The following is a 22,680-nucleotide window of genomic DNA, read 5'->3' as shown; positions in this document are numbered from 1 at the left end:
TGCTTATTTTTGTTTATTGATATGTTCAGATGATTCATTCGCTCCATCCGCCTGCTGACGTTCCAAAGAACGCAGGCGACGGCGCAAACCGCTCAATTGTCCCAACACGGCAGCATTTTTCTGCCAGTCCTGGTGTCCTGCAAAGGGATAAACCCCGGTATAACGTCCGGGCTGGCTGATGTTGGAGGTAACAGCCGTACCGCCAGAGACGTGTACGTCGTCCCCCAGAACCAGGTGTCCCGAGAGCATGGCTGCCCCGGCAATCGTACAACGTGCCCCGATCTGGGTAGAGCCGGCCACCCCCACACACGCCGCCATGGCGGTATGTTCACCGACCTGCACGTTATGACCGATCATGATCTGGTTATCCAGCTTGACGCCGTTGGCCAGCACCGTGTCGTCCAGTGCGCCACGGTCCACCGTCGTATTGGCACCGATTTCAACATCGTCACCAATACGTACATGACCGATCTGCGCGATCTTGGCCCACGCCCCCTTCCCTTTCACGGGATCCGGTGCGAAGCCAAAACCGTCCGCGCCCAGCACCACACCCGAATGCAGAATGGCGCGTGCGCCAATATGCACCTGATGGTAAAGAGTGACGCGTGCGTGCAGCAAGCAGTCCTGACCCAAGGTGGAGCCTGCGCCAATTACGCAATGCGCGCCCAAACGGGTGCCCCGTCCGATCTTGACACCGGCCTCGATCACACAGAATGGCCCGACCGACACACCTTCGCCCAACTCAGCGCTGGCATCAATCACCGCACTGGGATGAATGCCCTGGGGCAAATCCGCCATGCGTACCTGATCAAAACGTTGTGCCAGCAGCGCGTACATCAGATAAGGTTGCGAGCACAAAACCGGGATAAAAGACGGTGCAAAGCCCAGACTTTCATAGACTTGTGGTGTCAGAATCACCACCGCAGCAGAGGTCTGCTCCAGCAGATCCTGCATCTTGGGATTGGACAGAAAGCTGATTTCCTCCGGGCCCGCAGAAAGCAAAGAGCCTAGGCCCCGAATCCGGGGCATAGGCTCTTTAATGCCTTCTGGCAGCTTGCAATCCAGTCCGGTCTTGTTGATGGCGTCTATGAGTTCAGACAGCTGTACAGCCTGATCAACGTTCAGCAATACCGGCATAGTGCATCAACCGCCCAGTGCTTTCAGAACTTCCTCGGTGATGTCCACACGTGGGCTAACCGTAACGGCGTCCTGAATGATCAGGTCGTAGCCTTGGGAGTCAGCAATACGCTTGATGGCGGCATCAGCCTGCTCAACAATGGCCGAGAACTCTTCGTTGCGGCGACGGTTGAAGTCTTCCTGGAATTCGCGACGCTTGCGCTGCAAGTCGGAATCCAGATCAGCCAGCTGACGCTGACGCTTCACACGGTCGGACTCGGACAGCACAGGAGCGTCCTTGTCGAACTTTTGAGCTTGCGAACGCAGGTTGTTGGCCATGCGCTCCAGCTCTTCGTCGCGACGCTTGAATTCTGCTTCGATTTTGGTCTGGGCAGCTTTGGCGGGCTTGGAATCACGCAAGATACGCTCTGTGCTGACAAAACCGATTTTGGTCTGTGCCTGAACAACAGGTGCAGCGGTCATGGCGCCGACACCCAGCGCGGCAGCCAGAACGAGCGCTTTATTGCCACGCGACAAGCTGCGGGCGATGTTTGTAAGTTTTAATGCGATGTTTGACTTCATGAAAAATCTACCTTGCTAATTAGGCTGCAGAATAGTGCAATTGTGCCACTAAACACGAACATCAGAAAGCGGTACCAATCTGGAACTGGAAGGCTTGTTTGTCGTCACCTTCCTTGGCGCGCAAGGCGCGACCGTAGGACAACTGCAGAGGACCGAGTGGGGATTCCCACGACAAGCCCAGACCAGCAGCGTACTTCCAACCGCATGGGTCTTCCGACAGACGATCAGGGCGACCCATTGGGCAACCACCGCTGGTGTTGTCCACTTTGCCGGCATCGGCAAAGACGAACCAACGCAACGTGCGGTCACGTGAGGCACCGGGGAATGGCAGGTACAGCTGGGCGTTGGCGATCATTCGACGCGAACCACCCAGGTAGTCACCCGTCAAGGTATCGCGACCACCCAAGGATGCGCCTTCATAGCCACGTACCGAACCGATACCACCGGCATAGACGTTCTTGATAACCGGGAAGCTCTTGCCACCGATGCTGCGACCATAATCAATGGCACCATTCAGAGCCAGCGTGTAGGCACGGCCCAAGGGAATGTAATGCTGGTGGCTGGCGCGCAGCATGTAGTAGCGCAGGTCCATCGTCCCCATATCCGCCGACAGGCTGGTCAAGCTGCCCTTGTTGGGAGCAATTGCGCTGTCACGGGTGTCCTTAGACCAACCCAGGTTGAAAATAAAGGTATTTGTGCCTTCACCGTACTCATTCACGTAATCCTGGTAGGCACGTGGCGTGTACTGGGGGCTGAGGCGAGAGAGCTTGTTGTGCTCGAAGTTCACGCCCATGAACACACGGTCGAACTCGGAGATTGGCACACCGAAGTTCAAGCCGGCACCGATGGCGGTGTTCTGGTAATCACCCCAACCATCATTGGACTGGTAAGGCGTGGTACGACGGTAGTAAATCGAGGTGGTTTTGCTGATGCCGTCGCCAGTCCAGAAAGGATTGGTGTGGCTGATCACCGCCGCACGGTTCACCTTACTGGTATTGACCTGCAAGGACAGACTATTACCACTACCGAAGATGTTGTCCTGGCTGATACCTGCCGACAACATCAACTTGTCAGTGGAGCCGTAACCAATACCCAGGTTAACCAAGCCGGTGGGCTTTTCTTTCACGTCCACGTTTACGTCGACCTGGTCAGGCGAACCGGGCACAGGTTTGGTGTTCACGTCCACTTCATTGAAGTAGCCCAGACGGTCAATACGGTCACGCGAGAACTTGATGGCGTCCGAGTCATACCAGGCCGCTTCTTGCTGACGCATTTCACGGCGTACCACTTCATCACGAGTACGGACGTTTCCGCCTACCTCGATACGACGCACATACACGCGACGACCGGGATCGACGTAGAAGGTCAAGTCAGCGGTGTGATTTTCGCGATCCAGAACCGGATTCGGATTGGCATTGGCAAACGCATAACCCAGGCCGCCCAAGTACTCGGTAATCGATTTCACAGTGGCGCTGGTTTTGTCCGAGGAGAAGACCTCGCCTTCTTTCTGCTGGACCAGAGGCTGGATCTTGTCCTCCAGACCCAGCAGATCACCCGCCAGCTTGACACTGCTCAGCTTGTAAGGCTGGCCTTCGTGGATGGTCAAGGTGATGAAAATATCTTTGCGGTCCGGGGAAATCGAAACCTGAGGTGCCTCGGCGGAGTACTCCAGAAAGCCGCGGTTCAGGTAGTAGGAGCGGATGCGCTCCATATCGCCTTCCAGCTTCTCGCGGGAGTATTTATCGGTACCGGTGTACCAGGTCATCATGCCCGAAGTCGTCAACTCCATCTGATCGAGCAAGTCACCTTGCGAGACGGCTTCCGTACCGACGATGCGGATTTCCTTGATCTTGGCCAGACCGCCTTCAAAAATGTCAAAGCTGACACCGACGCGGTTACGTGGCAAAGGCGTGATGATAGGTGTGATTTCCACACCGTACTTGCCCTTGGACAAGTATTGTTGTTTCAGCTCGAATTCGGCCCGTTCCAGCATGGAACGGTCAAAAACCCGGCCTTCTCCAAAGCCTACCTGAGCCAGGGAGTTGGTAATATTCTTCGCATCGAACTCGCGCATGCCATTAAAGGACACCGACGCGATGGTTGGACGCTCTTTGACGTTGACGATCAGCACGTTGGTGCTGGTGTCAATTTGCACGTCGCTGAAAAAGCCCGTGGCGTACAAACGCTGAATCGCGTCTGCGGCCTGCTCTTCCGAGAAGGACTCACCGACCTTGACAGGCAGGGACGAGAACACGGCGCCGGGGTCGACCCGCTGGATGCCGTTGACTTGAATATCGCGCACGACAAACGGTGCAAATGCATTCGCCAAGGCGGGAGCAAGCAGACTTGCCACCAATACGGGCAGAACACGCAACGCAAAAGTAGGTTTCCGGCTAAACGACATCCTGGACAATCCTTGGTCGGTCAAATGGTTGGAAATTGTATGCCACCCGCCCTCAACTGAAAAGGCGGGTGATGTCATTAAAAAAAGCAATACTCATCAGCAGGGCCAACAAGGCCAGGCCCAGGCGCTGACCGACAAGCATCATACGCTCCGAAGCGGGCTTGCCGCGCACAGCTTCGATGGCATAGTACAGTAGATGCCCCCCGTCCAACATAGGTACGGGTAACAAATTCAGTAAACCGATGCTAATACTGATCAGGGCCAGGAAATTCAGGTAGGCGATCAAGCCAATACGTGCTGTCTGGCCCGCATAATCCGCAATAGTAACCGGCCCGCTGACATTACGTACAGAGACTTCCCCCGTAATCATGCGCCCGATCATCTTCAAAGAGAACCAGAAAGTCTGCCCGGTACGGGTAAATCCGCGTTCCACGCTCTCGATCGGCCCATAACGCACCAGTGTCATGGGCATATCCATAGCCACTTTTGCACCGATACGCCCCTGCGCATTGGCATCACCTTCAGGAGTGAGGAGCAGGCGTTGAATTTCGCCGTCCCGCAGCACGTCAAGCTCCAGTGTCTTGCCTGCGGATTGTTGCACCTTTTGAACGAAAGCCGTGATCCCGGGCTCGATCAAATCATCCAGCCGGACAATAAGGTCATCCTCCCGCAGGCCTGCCTGTTCGGCTGCCGTATCTTTAAACACCTCTTGGACGATGGATCGCGCCGGACGCAGTACCAATCCTGCCTGGGCCATCAAGTCCTGCCCGTCTGGCAAAATCTCGCCCGCCGGTAATCTCAAGTAACGATTTTGTTCCTGTCCAAGCGTGTCCTTGACGCCCACTTCCAGCTCGCCGCCCGAGGACAAGGCGTCCATAAAGGCCCAACGCGCCTGCAACCAGGAGTCCACCGGCTTGCCATCGACAGAGATCAGGCGATCTCCTGCCTCGAAACCAGCTTGTGCGGCGGGTGTCCCTTCTGGAACGGGGCCAATTTGCGCAATAGGTTCTTGAGTACCCAACAAACCCACAAAGGCATAGATCACCACGGCCAGAATCAGGTTGGCCATCGGGCCGGCCAGCACAATCGCGGCGCGTTGTCGCAGGGGTTTGTGGTTGAAAGATTCGTCGATCTGGGCCTGCGTGGCATGAGCAGGCGGATCATTTTGCATGGCGACGTAGCCGCCCAAGGGCAAGGCCGAGACGGCCCATTCGGTACCATTCTTGTCAAAACGGCGGTACAGCACCTTGCCAAAACCAATCGAAAACCGCTCTACCCGCACCCCGCAACGACGGGCCACCCAGTAGTGACCCAGCTCGTGAAAGGTCACCAGCACGCCCAACGCTACCAAGAAAGCCAGCACGGTAAAGAGCATGTTAAGTCCTGTTAAATACGCGCAGAGCTTCGGCAGTAATCCAGCGCCAGCGAACGGGTTTCGCTATCGAGCTCCAAGACCCCGTCCAGAGCATCCAAGGCCTGGCTGGCATGGCCATTGAGCTTGTCCAGGCAATGCTCGATCACAGCCGGAATCTGAGTATAGCCAATCTGCCGTTCCAGGAAGCGGTCTACGGCGATTTCATTGGCGGCGTTCAAGGTCACGCAGGCGGCCTGACTGCTGCGCAAGGCATCATAGGCCAGTCGCAGACAGGGGAAACGCAGAAAATCAGGCTGCTCAAAATCCAGACGTCCCATTGTGGCCAGATCCAGCAAGCCTACGCCGCTATACAAACGCTCCGGAAAGCCCAGACCGTAGGCAATCGCCGTACGCATGTCAGGCTGACCCAATTGCGCCATGACGGAACCGTCTATGTACTCGACCATGGAGTGAATCACGCTTTGCGGATGCACCACCACATCAATCTGGTCAACAGGCACTGAAAACAGCCAATGCGCCTCGATGACTTCCAGACCTTTATTCAGCATGGTGGCCGAGTCCACCGAAATTTTGCGGCCCATGCTCCAGTTAGGATGCGCGCAGGCCTGCTCGGGTGTCACTCCCTCCAGCTCGGACAGATTGCGCGAGCGGAAAGGTCCCCCGGAAGCGGTTACCAAAAGACGGCGCAGAGCCGCAACTGGCTGACCAGGTTCCGGCGGCAGCTCACCCGCCAGGCATTGGTAGATGGCGCTGTGCTCAGAGTCAATGGGCATCAACTGCGCCCCGCCCTCTTGCACGGCTTGCATGAAGATACGACCCGCAGCAACCAGCGCTTCTTTATTAGCCAGCAGCACACGCTTGCCGGCACGTGCAGCGGCCAGGGCCGAGGGCAAACCTGCGGCGCCGATAATCGCGGCCATGACGGTAGTGACTTGCGGATCGGCAGCCGTGTCGGCCAGCGCCTGAGCACCTACCCGAATCTCCGGCAAGGCACCGCCCTGCCACGCGGCCAGAAAGCGGCTACGCGCGGCTTCATCCGGCACGAGGACAACACGGGCTGCGCTGTCACGAGCTTGCTCGGCCAACAGCTCCATACGAGTGTGGCCGCTCACGGCATAAACCGCCATCCGATCAGGATGACGAGCAATCACATCCAGTGTGCTGATACCAATAGAGCCAGTGGCTCCTAACACACAAACATGCTGGAAACTCATGAGTTCTTCCTTGACGCAAACACTTTGAATCCACGCAGGACTAAAAGAGCCACGCCCCACTTAACAGCAAGGCCACGGGAGCAACCGGCAGCAAGGCGTCGATACGGTCGTACACCCCACCATGGCCGGGCAATAATTGACTGGAATCTTTAACAGCGGCACGGCGCTTGAGCAGGGACTCAAACAAATCACCCACGATAGAGAGGGCCGCCAGAGCAACACCCAAAGCAGCCGTGGCGACCCAGCCCCAGCGCTGCAGCACATCGGCGCCGAAACTGCCGGCCCAATTTGCGCTGATCAACATCCATGCAGCAGCGGCAACCATACCACCGAGCGCTCCGGCCCAGGTCTTGCCAGGGCTGACACGCGGGGCCAGCTTGGCTTTACCGAAGGCACGTCCAGCGAAGTAAGCAGCGATGTCTGCCACCCAGATCAGGACCAGCAAGGAGAGCACGTAAACAATGCCCTGTGTATGCAGAAACAGATACAGGCTGGCCCAGGCGACCAAAGGAGCGAGCACACCCATCACGCTAAGCAAGACGCCTTGTGCACGCTGTGTGGCCTGACCTTGCAGTACCAGCCCGGTAGCGCCTACGACCCACAAGGCCGCCATCAGGGGCACCAGACCACGGTAGACCAAATCAGCCGCCTGCCCTTGCGGGCCGGTGTGATACCAGTGCACGCTTAGCCACAGCATCAAGGCACCGTTAAGCAAGGCCAGGGGCCAGGCCCAACGCTGCTGCTCCTGGGACAGGCTCAGGCGCTCCCATTCCCAGCAAGCCAGCGTACTCATCAGGACAAAAATAGCCAGCAATGGCCAGCGCACGGGGGCAAGCATGGCCGCGCCCAGAATGACCAGCAGGATCAGGGCGGTGATGACACGTTGTTTCAACATAGATAAGGCTCCGTCAAGGCGCGGGGCTACCCTGCACCTGGGCACTGGTGCGCCCAAAGCGCCGCTCGCGCCCACGATACCACTCGAAGGCCTGCTCCAGCTGCGCCCGGTCAAAATCCGGCCAGTACGCGTCTGTAAAGTACAGTTCGGTATAGGCCATCTGCCAGATCAAAAAATTGGAAATGCGGCGCTCTCCGCCCGTGCGGATGAACAAATCCGGTTCGGGGGCGTAAGACATCGCCAAATAGGGACTGAACATGGCCTCATCCAGTTGTTCGGGATGATCGACCAAATGGGGATTGGCAGCCAAGGCCTTTCGGGTCGCCTGCAAAATATCCCAACGACCACCGTAATTGGCGGCAATCGTCAAATGCAAGGTGTCGTTATCACGCGTTTGTTCTTCTGCGTCGGCAATCAGCCCGCGCAATTCTTCGCTAAATGCGGATAGCTCACCAATAATATGAAGTCGGACGCCGTTTTTTTTCAGTGTTGCCACTTCTTTTTGCAGCATCTTGACGAACAGCCCCATCAACAGAGACACCTCTTCAGGAGGGCGTCGCCAGTTCTCGGAGCTGAACGCAAACAGGGTCAAATAACGCACGCCGAGCTCGCCACAGGCCTCGACAACACGCCGGACGGTTTGCACACCACGCAAGTGCCCTGCCGTGCGTGGCAAAAGACGACGGGTTGCCCATCGTCCATTGCCGTCCATGACAATCGCCAGGTGGCCAGGAACCTGACCGTGTTCCGGAATAGTTTGGGTAGAACTGAAAGAAATCACCTAGCCACCTGTGCAAAAGCCGTTAGACCGTCATGATCTCGGCTTCTTTCTGGGCGATCAGCTTGTCGACTTCAGCCACATACTTGTCGGTCAGCTTCTGGATTTCGTCCTGGGCGCGACGCTCGTCGTCCTCGGAGATTTCCTTGTCCTTGACTTGCTTTTTGAGCGTGTCATTGGCGTCACGACGCAGGTTGCGAATGGCGACCTTGGCATCTTCGCCTTCGCCACGCACCACTTTGGCCAGATCGCGACGGCGCTCTTCGGTCAGCGCAGGCATGGGCACACGAATGCTCTCGCCCATCGAGATGGGGTTCAGACCCAGCTCGTTATCACGAATGGCTTTTTCAATCGGGCCAGCCATATGCTTTTCCCACACTTGCACGTTCAGCGTGCGAGCATCCACCACCGTGATGTTGCCCACCTGGCTGACCGGCACCATGGAGCCGTAGTACTCAACCTGAATGTGATCGAGCAAGCCTGCAGTAGCACGGCCAGTGCGAATTTTGGCCAGGCCTGTCTTGAGAGACTCGAGGGACTTACCCATCCGGCTGTCGGTCGATGCTTTAATCTCGGAAAGACTCATGGACTAAATTCCTATAACTTTAAACGTGAACCAGGGTGCCTTCATCTTCACCAGAGACCGCGCGCGTCAAGGCGCCGGGCTTGTTGATGGAGAACACTTTGATCGGCAGTTTCTGATCGCGACACAAGGCAAAGGCGGTCGCGTCCATCACTTCCAGACGGCGTACGATAGCCTCATCAAAGCTGATACGCGAGTAACGCGTCGCACCTGGATCTTTATTGGGATCGGCACTGTAGATGCCGTCGACTTTGGTCGCTTTCAGTACGATTTCCGCACCCACTTCGGCGCCGCGCAAGGCTGCTGCCGTATCGGTAGTAAAGAACGGGTTGCCCGTACCGGCTGCAAAAATAACAACTTTGTTTTCTTCCAGGTAACGCAGTGCCTTGGGACGAATGTAAGGCTCTACGACCTGCTCAATATTCAGGGCAGATTGCACACGGGCATCCAGGCCACGGTGCTTCAAGGCATCTTGCAAGGCCAGCGCATTCATGACGGTAGCCATCATGCCCATGTAGTCGGCTGTCGCACGATCCATGCCCTGGGCACCTGGAGCGATGCCGCGAAAGATATTGCCCCCGCCAATCACGATAGCCAGCTGTACCCCCAACTGGGCAACCTGGGCGATCTCCTCCGTCATGCGAATGATTGTGCTGCGATTAATACCGAACGAGTCCTCGCCCATCAGCGCTTCGCCGGAGAGCTTCAACAGAACACGTTTGTAATGAGGGGTAGTCATGGGTGGGATTCCAAGTGACGAAGACAGAAGAGAGTGTAAAGCAGCAGGGCAGGCACCGCCACTACGGTGCCTGCCCTGAAAAAACAAGCTAGATTAGGCTTGGCCGGCAGCAGCAGCTACCTCAGCGGCGAAATCTTCAACACGCTTCTCAATGCCTTCACCCACAACGTACAGGGTAAAGCCAGCGATCGATGCTTTTTTCTCGTCCAGCATTTGCTGCACGCTTTGCTTGTCGTTCTTGACGAAAGGCTGGCTCAGCAGAGTCACTTCTTTCAGGAACTTGGCAACAGCGCCGTCAACCATTTTGGTGACGATGTCAGCAGGTTTGCCGGATTCAGCGGCTTTCTGAGCAGCCACGGAGCGCTCGGCTTCGATCTCGGCAGCGTCAACACCCGAAGCGTCCATTGCTTTAGGACGAGTCGCGGCGATGTGCATGGCCAGGTCTTTACCCACTTCTTCGTCGCCACCGGCGAAATCAACCAATACGCCGATCTTGCCACCGTGAACGTAGCTGGCCAGTTGGCCGGCTGTTTCGTAGCGCTGGAAGCGACGGATCGAGATGTTTTCACCAATTTTGCCAACCAGAGCAGCGCGCACGGTCTCGACATTGCTGTCGGCCAGTGGCAGTTCAGCCAAAGCGGCCAGATCTGCCGGGTTGTTCTTGGCGACCAGTTGGGCGACGTCGTTGATAAAGCCGATGAAGTCATCGTTCTTGGCAACAAAGTCGGTTTCGCAGTTAACTTCAACTACGGAGCCGGTCTTGGCATCGTCAGCGATGTAAACAGAAACCAGGCCTTCAGCGGTAACGCGGGTAGCTGCTTTGCTAGCCTTGCTGCCCAGCTTCACGCGCAAGATTTCTTCAGCACGTGCCATATCGCCGTCGGCTTCGGTCAGTGCTTTTTTGCATTCCATCATGGGCGCGTCGGTTTTCTCGCGCAATTCTTTAACCATCGATGCGGTGATTTGAGCCACGGTTTTCTCCAATTCTGTAGAACATGCCCCGGCAAGCCGGGGCGATACGAAGGGTCACTGTAGCTGTCTGCCATGACAACTGATGGTGTCTGGCAGACAGCGGTGAGCCTGTTACTCCTGGGTGTCAGCCTGAACTTCGACGAACTCTTCGTCAGCGGCGATTTCTTCAACCAGACCGTTCAGGTTCTGTTCGCGGCCAGCCAGCACGGCGTCAGCCATGCCACGGGCGTACAGAGCGATAGCCTTGGCCGAGTCATCGTTACCAGGGATCACGTAATCCAGACCTTCTGGCGAGTGGTTGGTATCAACCACGGCCACCACGGGGATACCCAGAGTGCGGGCTTCAGCCACGGCAATCTTGTGGTAGCCAACGTCGATCACGAACAGGGCGTCAGGCAGATTGTTCATGTCCTTGATACCGCCGATGGCCTTGTTCAGCTTTTCCAGTTCGCGTTCGAACATCAAGGCTTCTTTCTTGCTCATGGTTTCCAGACGGCCTTCAGCCATCTGAGCTTCCATTTCCTTCAGACGCTTGATGGAAGTCTTGACCGTTTTGAAGTTGGTCATCATGCCACCCAACCAGCGGCTGTCGACGTAAGGCATGCCGCAACGTTCGGCCTCAGCAGCCACCAGTTCGCGAGCAGCGCGCTTGGTGCCTACAAACAGCACGTTGCCACCACGGGCAGCCAGTTGACGCACGAATTTGGTTGCTTCTTCGTACTGAACAACCGTTTTTTCCAGGTTGATGATGTGGATGTTGTTACGCTGACCGAAGATGAACGGAGCCATCTTGGGGTTCCAGTAACGGGTTTGGTGGCCAAAGTGCACACCAGCTTCCAGCATTTCACGCATTAAAGACATAAAGTTCTCCAAGGGTTTGGTCTTGTAACTGCCCGGTATCCGGTAAGGGCCGCAGCCTGTGCTGCATTCCAGACACCCCGAGACGGACAGTCACGCGATTTACAACTTAAAACATAAAAACGTTGCCCAACATGAGCGAACGCCTGCACTGCAACGGACTCACGCCTGCAGGCAGACAAGATATCTGCCATCCGGGCCCGAGCCTGAAACTTTTCTGGCTACCGCCTGCATACAGGGTACTGTTCGCAGGTGTATCCTAGAGGATTGCCTGGTCAGCCTCTGTCGAACAAGAACCGGGCTGCTGCCCATGTTGCTTTTGCAACGCTTGTGATCGTGCTGACCCTGTATTCGTTGTGAATTTTGCGTGTTTTTGCTGGCTCGCAGCGCCCTGAGGCGTTTTTTTCAATCTTGGAGCAGACTGTCCTGACCCCTTGCTTGACTCATCAGTTCTGAAGATTCAGAAAGCCTGAGAAAAGCCGGTCAACCCAGGAGAACCTAGATTTAATGCGGTAAACAGCTTCTTGCGCTGCCTGACACCGCCTTGCTTGGAAGCCGCCAGATCACCCCAAACGGGACTGTGCGTAACTGCAAAATTCACAAAAGCCTATAATTCTACTATTTTTCAATAGACCTGTTCAAGTTGCTATGAGTATTCTCGTCACAGACCCCACTGATCTCGAAAAAATGCGCGCTGCTTGCCAGACCGCGGCATCCATCCTTGATTACCTGACTCCCTTTGTCAAAGCAGGTGTCACGACCGGCGAACTGGATCGCCTGTGCATGGAGCGCATCAATGAACTGGGGGTCAAATCTGCCACCGTAGGCTACGCGCCTCCTGGCTACCCACCCTTTCCAGGCTCTATTTGTACCTCCGTCAACCACGTTATCTGTCACGGCATCCCCGGCGACAAAGTGTTGAAAAATGGCGACATTCTGAATATGGACGTCACCATTATTCAAGACGGCTGGTTTGGCGACACCAGCCGTATGTACTACGTGGGCGAGCCCAGCATCCTGGCCCGCCGCCTGACTGAAACCACCTACGAATGCATGTGGCTGGGTATTGATCAAGTCAAACCCGGCGCCACCCTGGGTGATGTCGGCCACGCCATTCAGCAACACGCTGAAAAACAAGGTTTTTCCGTTGTGCGCGAATACTGCGGCCATGGTGTGGGCCAGAAGTTTCACCAGGATCCGCAAGTGCTGCACTACGGCAAACCCGGCACCGGCGTAAAACTGGAACCTGGCATGATTTTCACCATCGAGCCCATGATCAACGCCGGTCGTCGCGAACTGCGCACGCTGGCTGACCAATGGACCGTGGTGACCCGCGACCACAGCCTGTCGGCCCAATGGGAGCACGCGGTGCTGGTAACCGATACCGGCTACGAAGTGCTGACCGTCTCGCCCGGCATGCCTGCCCCTCCAGCCATCATCAACAAGGCCTGAACCATGTCTTTCCTGGCCCAGCTTCGCGACAGAATTGCTTGCCGCCGGGCTAGGGCCTACGAGCGCTTCAGGCAAGACCTGCATTGCGATCGCCTGCTTAAAAGCCTGTGCCAGATTTGCGACCAAGGTCTGCGTGAACTTCTGGTCCGTTACCCCCTGCCCCGCCAAGCCAGCCTGGCGGCCTTGGGGGGGTATGGTCGCGGGGAGCTGTATCCGCATTCGGATGTGGACTTGCTGATCCTGTTGCAGCGCGAGCCCAATGCAGAGGATATAGACCGGATTCAGGCACTGGTTGCCGCCTTGTGGGATATAGGTCTGGCTCCCAGCCATAATGTGGCCACGCCCGCCCAATGCCTGGAACAAGCCAGCCAGGACATCACCACCGAAACCGCCTTGCTGGAAAGCCGCTGGCTGGCGGGTTCCCGATTGCTGCTACGCCACGCCCAACAGCAACTGCAAAGCCAGATGGACCCGCAGGCTTTCTTCCTGGCCAAACAGGCCGAACAGCAGCAGCGTCATGCGCATCTGCAAGACACCCCCTACTCCCTGGAACCCAATTGCAAAGAGTCTCCTGGCGCCTTGCGCGACCTGCAGGTGCTGCTCTGGATGGCACGGGCAGCCGGTTTGGGACGCAGCTGGGTGGATGTCGCGCAATCCGAACTACTGACGGAATCCGAGCTGAAAGCTCTGCAACGCGTGGAAGAAGCCTTCAAGCGTCTGCGTATTGAGCTTCATCTACTGACCGGCCGCGCCGAAGACAGACTGCTGTTTGACCTGCAACCACGTCTGGCTGAAATTTACGGTTTTCAACCCACGGCCACCCGACGCGCCAGCGAACTGCTGATGCAGCGTTACTACTGGGCCGCCAAGATTGTCAGCCAGCTCAATCTGATCCTGATGCGCAGCATCGAGGAACACCTGTTCCCGCAAACCGATCAGGAACCGCTGATCCTGGACAGCCACTTCCAGATTCATCATGGACAGCTGGAACTGCGTCAGCCTGATGGCTTCGAGCAAGACCCCTCTTTGATTTTTGTGGCCATGCTGCATTTGCAGCAACAGCCCAATCTGCGTGGTCTGAAAGCCGATACCTTGCGAGCCCTCTGGCATGCCCGCCGCCTGATCGATGCCAAGTTCCGGGCCGAGCCCCGGAATCGACGTCTGTTTCTGGAAATTCTGCAGCAGAACAAAGGCATCGTGCATACCTTGCGGCTGATGAATCTGCTGAACCTGCTGCCGCGCTATTTGCCAGTCTTTCGACGCGTCGTCGGACAAATGCAGCACGACCTGTTCCACGCTTACACCGTGGACGAGCACACGCTAAAGGTCATACGCAACCTACGCCGCTTCACCATGGCCGAGCACAGCGAAGAGCTGTCCATGGCCAATCAGCTGATGAGCGGTTTTGATCGCCACTGGCTGCTGTATATCGCCGCCCTCTTTCACGACATTGCCAAAGGACGTGGCGGCAATCACTCCGAGCTGGGTGCGCAGGACGCCTTGGCATTCTGTCAGGATCACGGCTTGATGCCGGTGGACGCAGAGCTGGTGGTGTTTTTGGTGCGCGAGCACCTGACCATGTCGCAAGTGGCTCAGAAACGCGATTTGAGCGACCCGAATGTCATTTTCCAGTTCCTGCAAACCGTAGGTACGGAACGCCGCCTGACTGCCCTGTACCTGCTGACTGTCGCCGACATTCGGGCCACCAGCCCAACGGTATGGAACTCCTGGAAAGGCAAGCTGCTGGAAGACCTGTACAAGCTGTCACTGGCAGCTTTAGGACGGCAGGCCAAGGATGGCGTGTCCGTACTGGATCAACGCAAGCGTGACGCCGCTGGCGAAATTCGTCTGGCTGGTCTACTGGATGAAGCCCGCGAGGACTTCTGGCAATGGCTGGACAAGCCCTATTTCCTGCGCCACGACGCCAGTGAAATCGCCTGGCATACCATCCAGCTCTACCACCAGTCCCACAGCCTGACACCCATCGTACGCATACGCCCTGCCGGCCAAACCGACGCCCTGCAGGTGCTGGTCTACACCCAGGACGCCAGCGGCCTGTTCTTACGTATCTGCCGCTACTTTGACAGCCAGGCCGTCAGCATTCAGGACGCTCGCATTTACACGACTCGCCACGGCTGGGCGCTGGACAGTTTCATCGTCATGCTGCCCGCCTACGACCACGCCCTGCGGCGCGACCCTTTGCTGATCGAAACCGAGTTATGCCAGGCACTCCAGCAAGACCTGCTCCCTAGCGAGCCCCCGCACGACCACTACCGCGACATCCGCTCCCGCCGGGCTCGAGTCTTTCCCATTCAGCCCACCGTGGATCTGCGTCAGGAAGAGCAAGGGCAGGACTGGATTTTGACGCTAAGTGCCACAGACCGGCGCGGTTTGTTGTACAGTCTCGCCCAAGTATTCGAGCACCACGAGGTGCGACTGCGCTCGGCCAAAGTCATGACCCTGGGCGATCGCGTGGAAGACGTCTTCATCCTGAGCGGTGCCGCACTGGAACAGAACCGTAATCAATTGCGCCTGGAGCGCGATGTACGTTTAGCCCTCTCTCAACAAGCCACCCCGTCTTAATGGAACTTTCCTCCGTATTTGCTGATGTCAGCCGCAGCTTCCTGTTTGCATTGGCGACGCTATTGCCCATGCTGAACCCGCCTGCGGCCGCTCCCATCTTTCTGACCCTCACCGAAGGCGCCAGCGTGCCTGATCGCGCTCGGCTGGCCAAGAAAGTTGCCATCAATATTTTCATCATGCTGGCCATTGCCATGGTCGCGGGCAATATCGTGCTGAATTTCTTTGGCATTTCCCTGCCCATCATCCGAATTGGCGGGGGCCTGCTGGTGATTGCCACAGCCTGGCGCCTGATCAACGCCTCGGACTTTGACGCTGCCCATGCGCAGAACATGGCCGAGTCCTACTCCTGGGAACAGATCCGCTCCAAAGCCTTCTACCCCCTGACCTTTCCCATGCTCTGCGGCCCCGGCTCCTTGTCTGCGGCACTGACGGTAGGGGCAACCTTGCATGACAACTCGGTCACCGGCACCATGAGCAAGCTGGCTGGCGCGCTGCCTGCTATTGCTGCGGCCAGTTTTATCGTGTTTCTGGCCTTACGTTTTGCATCGCAATTCCTGTACAAACTGGGTAAAAATGGCACGGCTGTCGTGATGCGCCTGTCCGCCTTTATTCTCTTATGCCTGGGCGTGCAGATTACCTGGGCCGGTTTCCATGAACTTTTCTTGGGTTTGCTGCACGAAGCATCTACCTTTCATTCTTTAAGTTCCTCTTGATACCATGGCCGCATCCTCCCGCCAGTCCGCTGCACCCTACTATCTGATCGCCCTGCTCGCCTTTTCCGGCGTAGGCATTGCACTGCTTTCCCAGCATGTATTCAGCATCCCGCCTTGCGCCTGGTGCGTCCTGCAACGCCTGATTTTCATTGTGTTGGGCGTGTTCAGCCTGGTTGCTGGTGTGTTGCGCCAACTGGGGCATCAGCGCAGTTCTACCATTGCCAGCTTGCTGGGTCTGGCTACCTCTGTAGGAGGCATTCTGGCTGCCTGGTATCAGGTTTCTGTGGCACAGCATTTGTTCAGCTGCGACCAGACCTTTGCTGATCGCTTCATTACCCAGTCCGGCCTGGAAAGCGGCCTGCCCTGGTTGTTTGGTATCTATGCTTCCTGCATGGACGCACGTCAGCCACTGCTGGGGATTGAATATGCGTACTGGAGCCTGGCGCTGTTTGTCATTCTTGGTCTGGGCTTGCTGCTGACCTTGTTCAAGCGTCGTGGTACCTGAGCACTTCAATCAGCACGATAAAACTCGCCTGATTGCGTAACACCCCACAAACCGGACGCAAATCCGATTTGTGGGGTGTTTTTACATCCAATAGCCGTAGGCAAGCTTATCCTGGCATCAGCCCCAGGTCAGCATAAACTGCATCGCGCACTTGGTCCGGGAAAGCGCCAAACAAGCCCTCCGGAGCCGTATTGGTCATGCTGACAATAATCACGTCCTTATGTGGATCAAACATCCACTTCTGCCCAAAGGCGCCTACCCATTGCACACTACCTGCCGACATGGGCATGGTTGCGTCCGGCTCCAGTCGGGAAATTGCCGCTCCGTAGGTATAGCCCCAGTTGCGCCACATGCACTTGGACGAATGCGGTACATGGTCGCTCAAGAACGCCTGATAGGATGACCGGGATAGCAAGCGCCCATTCCGCAAACCCAGCAAGATACGCATCAAATCCGGGCCAGAACCCAACATGGAAGCACCGGCATAGACCGGCGTAGAGGGTCGGGACATCAGGCTCTCATCAAAACGCAGCACACCTATTCCCAAATCCAACGCACCTTCAGCCCGGGACAGGCCTGCTGCATGATTTTGATAATGCGCTGCTATCTGGTAGTAATCGCGCTCATAAAACGAACAATGCTGCAAACCCAAAGGAGCACTGATTGTCTCTTCCAGCAGTTGCGCCAAGCCTTTCCCGGACGCGACCTCCAAGGCTTTGCCCACCACGTCAATACCCAAGGAGTAGCGCCAGCCCGTCCCTGGCGCAAAGCGCAGCGGCACGGAACACACACGACGGAAGTTCTCTTGCCAGCTCAGGTCTACGCGATCAATGCCATCACTGATTTGCGCCTGCGCATACAGGCTCTCCTCCCCATCAATAAAGCGATAGCTGAGACCCGAGGTATGAGTCAGTAATTGATGAATCGAAATCGGTGGACATTCCGACTCAAAGTGAGGACCAAAATTGGGGAGGTAACGTGTGATTCTGTCTTTCAAGGAAATCAGTCCTTGCTCGCTTAAGCACAAGGCTAACCAGGAGCTAACCGATTTGCTCAAAGAACCCAATCTGAACACCGTATCCTCGTGCATGGGTCTGGCCTTTTCCTTGTCGGCCCATCCACCCACATAACTCAATACCACCTGACCTTGGTGAGCGACCAGAACCACCGCTCCCATCACCTGATTTCGGCTTAGGGCTTGCTCCAGGAATTGATGCAAGACAGGAAAATGGGTCCGCGAAGAACTATTGCCCTGATTCACCCCAGTCGACTCAGTTACCGCCATTACGTGGTCTGACTCTATATCGCAGTTTAGGTCTTTCATCTTTGTATCCCGATAGAATAAGCACTGATGCTCATGATTTATCAAAAGAAACAAAGCAGGAATATAAGTGAATTAATAAAAATCCAAAAACAAAATGGAAGAAATTATTATTATCAACAAGATAAGAGAAATAAATTTATTTTATAAAATAGGCTAATAATTAAAACCTGAATAAAAATAACTCGGATAGAAAAACAAAAACCACAGAATGAAGAAATAAAAAACCCGCCATAAAAGCGGGTTTTTTACTCAACTGAAGAACCAGACGATCAATCTGTCACGTCCGGCACTTCACGACCGCCTTTGCGGCCTTCTGCCAACAGATTCAGATACGCCTCGTCCACATCGCCTGTCACGTACTCGCCGCTAAAGCAGGAAGACTCGAAACCTGCAAAGCGTGGGTTCAGGTCACGCAAGGACTGTTCCAGATCGTGCAGGTCCTGGTAGACCAGACCGTCCACACCAATTTCCTTGGCAACCTGATCCACATCACGACCCGTAGCAATCAGCTCGGACACGGTGGGCATGTCAATGCCGTACACGTTCGGGAAGCGTACCGGCGGCGCTGCCGAGGCAAAGAACACCTTGTTTGCACCTGCTGCACGAGCCATGTCCACGATCTGGCGGCTAGTGGTACCACGTACGATGGAGTCGTCCACCAGCAACACATTCTTGCCCTGGAACTCCATGGGAATGGCGCTCAGCTTCTGACGCACGGACTTCTTGCGCACTTCCTGGCCGGGCATGATGAAGGTGCGGCCTACGTAGCGATTCTTGATGAAACCTTCACGGTAGTTCAGGTTCAGATGCGCCGCCAACTGCATGGCCGATGGGCGGGCCGAGTCAGGGATGGGCATCACCACATCAATATCAGCCAGACGCAGGTTCTTGGCGACGTTCTCGGCCAGGTACTCCCCCATCAGCAGACGGGCGTCGTACACCGACACACCATCGACCGTGGAGTCTGGGCGAGCAAAGTACACGTATTCAAAGACACAGGGGTTCAGGCGCGGGTTCTCGGCGCACTGGCGGCTGCTGAGATTGCCGTCCAGATCAATGATGATGGCCTCGCCGGGCTCCACATCTCGAACCAGCTCAAAGCCGCAACCGGTCAAGGCCACGGACTCGGAGGCAACCATCCATTCTTCACCTTTGGGGGTCACGTTGCGACCCAGGCACAAAGGACGAATCCCGTTTGGATCGCGGAAGGCAACCAGACCAAAGTTCGCAATTTGCGACACCACGGCGTAAGCACCACGGGCACGACGGTGCACGGCTGCCACGGCCTCAAACACTTCGTCCTGAGACAGCTCGGGGCCCGTGGCGGCACGTTGCAATTCGTGCGCGTACACATTGAGCAGAACCTCGGAGTCCGAGTTGGTGTTGATGTGGCGACGGTCAATGGTGAACAGCTCTTCACGCAGTTCACGCCAGTTGGTCAGATTGCCGTTATGCACAAAGCTCAGACCAAAGGGGGCATTGACGTAAAACGGCTGCGCCTCCTCTACGCTCTGGCTGGAGCCTGCAGTGGGGTAACGCACGTGGCCAATACCGCTATTGCCCGGCAAGGAGCGCATGTTGCGGGTACGAAATACGTCCCGCACCAGGCCAAATGCCTTGTGCATGCTGAAGAACTGGTCGTGCCAGGTCGCCAGCCCCGCTGCATCCTGCCCGCGATGCTGCAGCAAGAGCAAACTGTCATAGATCAACTGATTTACAGGGCTGCGCGCAACAACCCCTACAACTCCACACATGATTGGTTCCCGTTAGTGTGTTCTCAATAAGGTAGCCATTCTGCCAGAGACGGCGGCAGCATGGCCTTAATCGACTGCACCGCGCGGATCGCAGGTTCGGCCAGCTTGGCCTGCTCCCACCACGGTTCTTTAGGTAAATCGGTATGCCCGGCCAGAATGACCAGTATCAGCACCAGCAACACCCCGCGAGCCAGACCAAACAGGCCGCCCAGTCCGTGATCGGCGGGCGTCAAACCTGTTTGCTCGATCAGGCTGGCCAGCAGCATGTTCAACAGGCCCACCAGCAGCAAGACCATAAAAAAAACGGCTCCGTAGGCCAAAGCCGTACGTAATAAGCCGTTTTCTACCCAGACTTGTATCCAGCCTGATGTGCGTGGCCCCCACCAGATTGCGGCCATGAAAGCCAGCAAATAGGCGCTGAGCGAGAGAACTTCCTTGATCAATCCGCGTATCAGGCCCAGAAGGCCTGACACCCCCACAATTCCAAGGACGATATAGTCGAAGCTGCTCACTTAGCCGAGATAAAACTGTTCTCGTAACCGAGCGAGCGCAAGCGGGCCTGGGCTGCCTGTGCCGCTTCACGAGTGGGGAATGGGCCCACACGCAAACGATAGGTTGGCTTGCCACCGCTTTGTGCCGTCTCTACATAGGCATTGGTCACACCGGCCGATACCAGCTGATCACGACGCGACTGGGCATCGTTCTGGTTGGAATAGGCGACAATCTGCAAAATGAAGTTGCCTTGCTGCGCAGCCGGCTTGGCAGCAGCAGGGGCAGGTTTGTTCGGTACACGGCCTTCTAGCAGGGCCAGCGCGTAGGAGCCGTCATCGGTACGGCCATTTTGCGCCGGTGCTGGGCTTGGCTTGGGTTTTTCGACAGGCTTGGGCTTCTCAACCGGCTTGGGAGGCTCTGGACGGGTGGTCACAGGCGGCGGTGCAGTAGGAGTGCTAGGTGTCGTGACAGGTGCAGGATCGGTTTCCAGACCGGGATTGACCACGGCCAGACCACCATCGGTGCTGGTGGAAGGATCAGTGACCAGCGGCTCGTCAGGTTGTTCGATGACAGGAGCAGGCGTGCCTTCTTGCACCACCAGCTCGCCAGGACGAGTCTGCACTGTGCCCTGCCCCGTTGTCTGACCGATAGGACCCAGCGCCAAAGACTGCTCGGGCTCGGGCGGGGTTTTGTCGGCAGTCAGCATGGGCACCAGCACAACCACGGCCAAAACCAGAGCCAGCGCGCCGATCAGACGGCGACGAGCCCGTCCACGCAGTTCCGATAATTGTGAATCGCTGGAAGCACTGCCGCGGCGACCCGACGATGAGGAAGTATCGTTACGTGAAAATAAACCCATGAGCCCTAGACCTATGAAATAAGCAGTCTTACCGATATTCAGGAAGAAGAACGGTCGTTTGCGGCTTCAAGTATCGGCCCTACTGTCGCAAACGAGCCAAACACGACAATTCTATCATTGTCACTGGCCTCTTTTAATGCCGCCTCGTAAGCGAGCTGAGGACTGTTGTAACTGGATACGACTGCTGACGCTTTACTGACTGAAGCACGCGCAACGGGTCGAACGCCCGGGCGATGCGAACTGGATTCGGCTTCGGGTGCCAGCACATCATCAGGCATCTCCCCACTGGCCAGCACAGAACGGACGTGATTGGCCAACTCCTCGCCCGACAGGCTGCGCGGACCTTCCAGACTGGCGCACATCCAGTGATCGATACGGGTAGCCATACGGGCAATCACACCATCCACATCCTTGTCCTTGTACATGCCCACGACGGCAATCGTCTTGGGGTACGGCGGCATATTGTCCAGGTTCTGTGCCAGGGCAGCTGCGGCATGGGGATTGTGGGCCACGTCAAAGATCACACAAGGCTGGCCGGGTTGAATCTGGAAGCGGCCAGGCATGTGGGCACGCAACAAACCAGCGCGTACAGCCTGCGCAGGCACAGCCAGACGTGGGTGCAGCGACTCCAGCGCAGCCAATGCCGCGGAGGCATTCAGCAGCTGGTTGGCTCCACGCAAGGCCGGGTAAGCCAAGGCAGCGCGGCGCTGGTTACGACCACCATAAGCCCATTGCTGGCGGTCGCCCGAATAGTTGAAATCTTTGCCAAACAGCCACAATTGGGCGCCAATCTCCTGGGCGTAATCCAGCATGGTCTGTGGCGGTACGGGATCCGCACAGATCGCAGGACGATCAGCACGGAAAATATGGGCTTTCTCCCAGGCGACCTGCTCACGGGTGTTGCCCAGGTATTCAGCATGGTCGATATCAATGCTGGTAATGATGGAGCAGTCCGCATCAATGATATTGACGGCATCCAGTCGACCACCCAGCCCTACCTCCAGCACCGCAACATCAACCCGCTGCTCCTGGAACAGCAACAAGGCGGCCAGCGTGGAAAACTCGAAGTAAGTTAGCGTCAGATCACCACGGGCCTCATTGATGCGGGCAAACTGCGCCGTAATCTGGGCATCTTCGGCCATCTCGCCATTCAAGCGAATGCGCTCGTTGTAGCGCACCAGATGCGGGGAGGCATAGACGCCCACCTTGTAGGCCGCGGCCAGCAAAATCGCTTCCAGCATGGCGCAGGTCGAACCTTTGCCGTTGGTGCCACCCACCGTAATGACAACAGAATCCAGTTTGATGTTCAGACGTTGGGCAACCCCGCGAACCCGGCCCAGGCCCAGATCAATGGCCGAGGGATGCAAAGTTTCCAGATAGGACAGCCAATCGCTCAGCGGGGAGTCGGCTTTCAGAACAGGATGAGTCATGGACAACACCAATTACAAAATAAAAACGGCAGGCGCTGATGATAGCACCTGC

The 22,680-nt window shown here is 56.6% G+C and carries 20 protein-coding genes; 4 read left to right on the top strand and 16 right to left on the bottom strand.

All coding sequences use genetic code 11. The annotated features are described in order from the left end of the window. Positions 1 to 3 precede the first annotated feature (3 nt). The 11 genes from lpxD to rpsB form a co-directional block, all read right to left on the bottom strand. Positions 4 to 1,137, bottom strand: a complete 1,134-nt coding sequence (lpxD, locus tag KOE80_RS13855; protein WP_035271721.1) for a UDP-3-O-(3-hydroxymyristoyl)glucosamine N-acyltransferase — start codon at positions 1,135 to 1,137, stop codon at positions 4 to 6. A 6-nt stretch (positions 1,138 to 1,143) separates the two neighbouring features. Then, complete coding sequence (locus KOE80_RS13850; RefSeq protein WP_003799754.1) at positions 1,144 to 1,698, bottom strand: OmpH family outer membrane protein; 555 nt, start codon at positions 1,696 to 1,698, stop codon at positions 1,144 to 1,146. Positions 1,699 to 1,759: 61 nt separating this feature from the next. Next, positions 1,760 to 4,102 (bottom strand): outer membrane protein assembly factor BamA, encoded by a 2,343-nt coding sequence (gene bamA, locus KOE80_RS13845; RefSeq protein ID WP_088450081.1) that lies wholly within the window; start codon positions 4,100 to 4,102, stop codon positions 1,760 to 1,762. Positions 4,103 to 4,154: 52 nt separating this feature from the next. Continuing rightward, positions 4,155 to 5,477, bottom strand: a complete 1,323-nt coding sequence (rseP, locus tag KOE80_RS13840; protein WP_203144560.1) for an RIP metalloprotease RseP — start codon at positions 5,475 to 5,477, stop codon at positions 4,155 to 4,157. Between the two features lie 11 nt (positions 5,478 to 5,488). Further along, positions 5,489 to 6,691: a 1-deoxy-D-xylulose-5-phosphate reductoisomerase gene (locus KOE80_RS13835; protein WP_226349373.1), complete on the bottom strand. Its 1,203-nt coding sequence runs from the start codon at positions 6,689 to 6,691 to the stop codon at positions 5,489 to 5,491. Positions 6,692 to 6,731: 40 nt separating this feature from the next. Continuing rightward, positions 6,732 to 7,586, bottom strand: coding sequence for a phosphatidate cytidylyltransferase (locus KOE80_RS13830; RefSeq protein WP_035271728.1), 855 nt, complete (start codon positions 7,584 to 7,586; stop codon positions 6,732 to 6,734). Between the two features lie 13 nt (positions 7,587 to 7,599). Further along, positions 7,600 to 8,364 carry a polyprenyl diphosphate synthase gene (gene uppS, locus KOE80_RS13825; protein ID WP_060185307.1) on the bottom strand — a complete coding sequence of 255 codons (765 nt, stop codon included), beginning with the start codon at positions 8,362 to 8,364 and terminating at the stop codon, positions 7,600 to 7,602. A 25-nt stretch (positions 8,365 to 8,389) separates the two neighbouring features. After that, a complete protein-coding gene (gene frr / locus KOE80_RS13820) occupies positions 8,390 to 8,950 on the bottom strand; it encodes a ribosome recycling factor (protein ID WP_009457015.1) in 561 nt (186 codons plus the stop codon). A 19-nt stretch (positions 8,951 to 8,969) separates the two neighbouring features. Further along, positions 8,970 to 9,686, bottom strand: coding sequence for a UMP kinase (gene pyrH, locus KOE80_RS13815; protein WP_003799741.1), 717 nt, complete (start codon positions 9,684 to 9,686; stop codon positions 8,970 to 8,972). 93 nt (positions 9,687 to 9,779) lie between these two features. Continuing rightward, positions 9,780 to 10,658 carry a translation elongation factor Ts gene (tsf, locus tag KOE80_RS13810; RefSeq protein ID WP_009457016.1) on the bottom strand — a complete coding sequence of 293 codons (879 nt, stop codon included), beginning with the start codon at positions 10,656 to 10,658 and terminating at the stop codon, positions 9,780 to 9,782. Between the two features lie 111 nt (positions 10,659 to 10,769). Continuing rightward, complete coding sequence (gene rpsB, locus KOE80_RS13805) at positions 10,770 to 11,519, bottom strand: 30S ribosomal protein S2 (RefSeq protein WP_021446553.1); 750 nt, start codon at positions 11,517 to 11,519, stop codon at positions 10,770 to 10,772. 645 nt (positions 11,520 to 12,164) lie between these two features. Between rpsB and map the strand changes: the two genes are divergently transcribed. The 4 genes from map to KOE80_RS13785 are packed head-to-tail and all read left to right on the top strand — an operon-like array spanning position 12,165 to position 16,769. After that, the gene (gene map, locus KOE80_RS13800) at positions 12,165 to 12,968 is read left to right on the top strand and encodes a type I methionyl aminopeptidase (protein ID WP_009457018.1); all 804 of its coding nucleotides are present in this window, start codon (positions 12,165 to 12,167) and stop codon (positions 12,966 to 12,968) included. A 3-nt stretch (positions 12,969 to 12,971) separates the two neighbouring features. After that, entirely contained in the window at positions 12,972 to 15,551 is a 2,580-nt protein-coding gene (locus KOE80_RS13795) for a [protein-PII] uridylyltransferase (RefSeq protein ID WP_226349372.1), read from the top strand. Then, positions 15,551 to 16,264: a MarC family protein gene (locus tag KOE80_RS13790; protein WP_035271732.1), complete on the top strand. Its 714-nt coding sequence runs from the start codon at positions 15,551 to 15,553 to the stop codon at positions 16,262 to 16,264. Before KOE80_RS13795 ends, KOE80_RS13790 begins: the two co-directional genes overlap by 1 nt. Before the next feature lie 4 nt (positions 16,265 to 16,268). Then, positions 16,269 to 16,769, top strand: coding sequence for a disulfide bond formation protein B (locus tag KOE80_RS13785; protein WP_226349371.1), 501 nt, complete (start codon positions 16,269 to 16,271; stop codon positions 16,767 to 16,769). Between the two features lie 106 nt (positions 16,770 to 16,875). Here the strand turns inward: KOE80_RS13785 and KOE80_RS13780 are convergent, their stop codons facing one another. From KOE80_RS13780 to folC, 5 genes are all read right to left on the bottom strand, one after another. Continuing rightward, on the bottom strand, positions 16,876 to 18,093 hold the full coding sequence (locus tag KOE80_RS13780; protein ID WP_226349370.1) for a serine hydrolase domain-containing protein: 1,218 nt from the start codon (positions 18,091 to 18,093) through the stop codon (positions 16,876 to 16,878). 269 nt (positions 18,094 to 18,362) lie between these two features. Beyond that, positions 18,363 to 19,847: an amidophosphoribosyltransferase gene (purF, locus tag KOE80_RS13775; protein WP_026483292.1), complete on the bottom strand. Its 1,485-nt coding sequence runs from the start codon at positions 19,845 to 19,847 to the stop codon at positions 18,363 to 18,365. A 23-nt stretch (positions 19,848 to 19,870) separates the two neighbouring features. After that, positions 19,871 to 20,359: a CvpA family protein gene (locus tag KOE80_RS13770; protein WP_009457028.1), complete on the bottom strand. Its 489-nt coding sequence runs from the start codon at positions 20,357 to 20,359 to the stop codon at positions 19,871 to 19,873. Continuing rightward, entirely contained in the window at positions 20,356 to 21,198 is an 843-nt protein-coding gene (locus KOE80_RS13765; protein ID WP_226349369.1) for an SPOR domain-containing protein, read from the bottom strand. Before KOE80_RS13765 ends, KOE80_RS13770 begins: the two co-directional genes overlap by 4 nt. Positions 21,199 to 21,236: 38 nt before the next feature. Beyond that, positions 21,237 to 22,634, bottom strand: a complete 1,398-nt coding sequence (folC, locus tag KOE80_RS13760) for a bifunctional tetrahydrofolate synthase/dihydrofolate synthase (protein ID WP_413228938.1) — start codon at positions 22,632 to 22,634, stop codon at positions 21,237 to 21,239. Between the last annotated feature and the right edge of the window lie 46 nt (positions 22,635 to 22,680).

The organism is Alcaligenes sp. 13f, assembly GCF_020496585.1.
Classification (GTDB): Bacteria; Pseudomonadota; Gammaproteobacteria; order Burkholderiales; family Burkholderiaceae_B; genus Alcaligenes; species Alcaligenes phenolicus.
The sequence above is the reverse complement of the archived record's forward strand: the minus strand, read 5'-3'. Positions and strand labels throughout refer to the sequence as shown.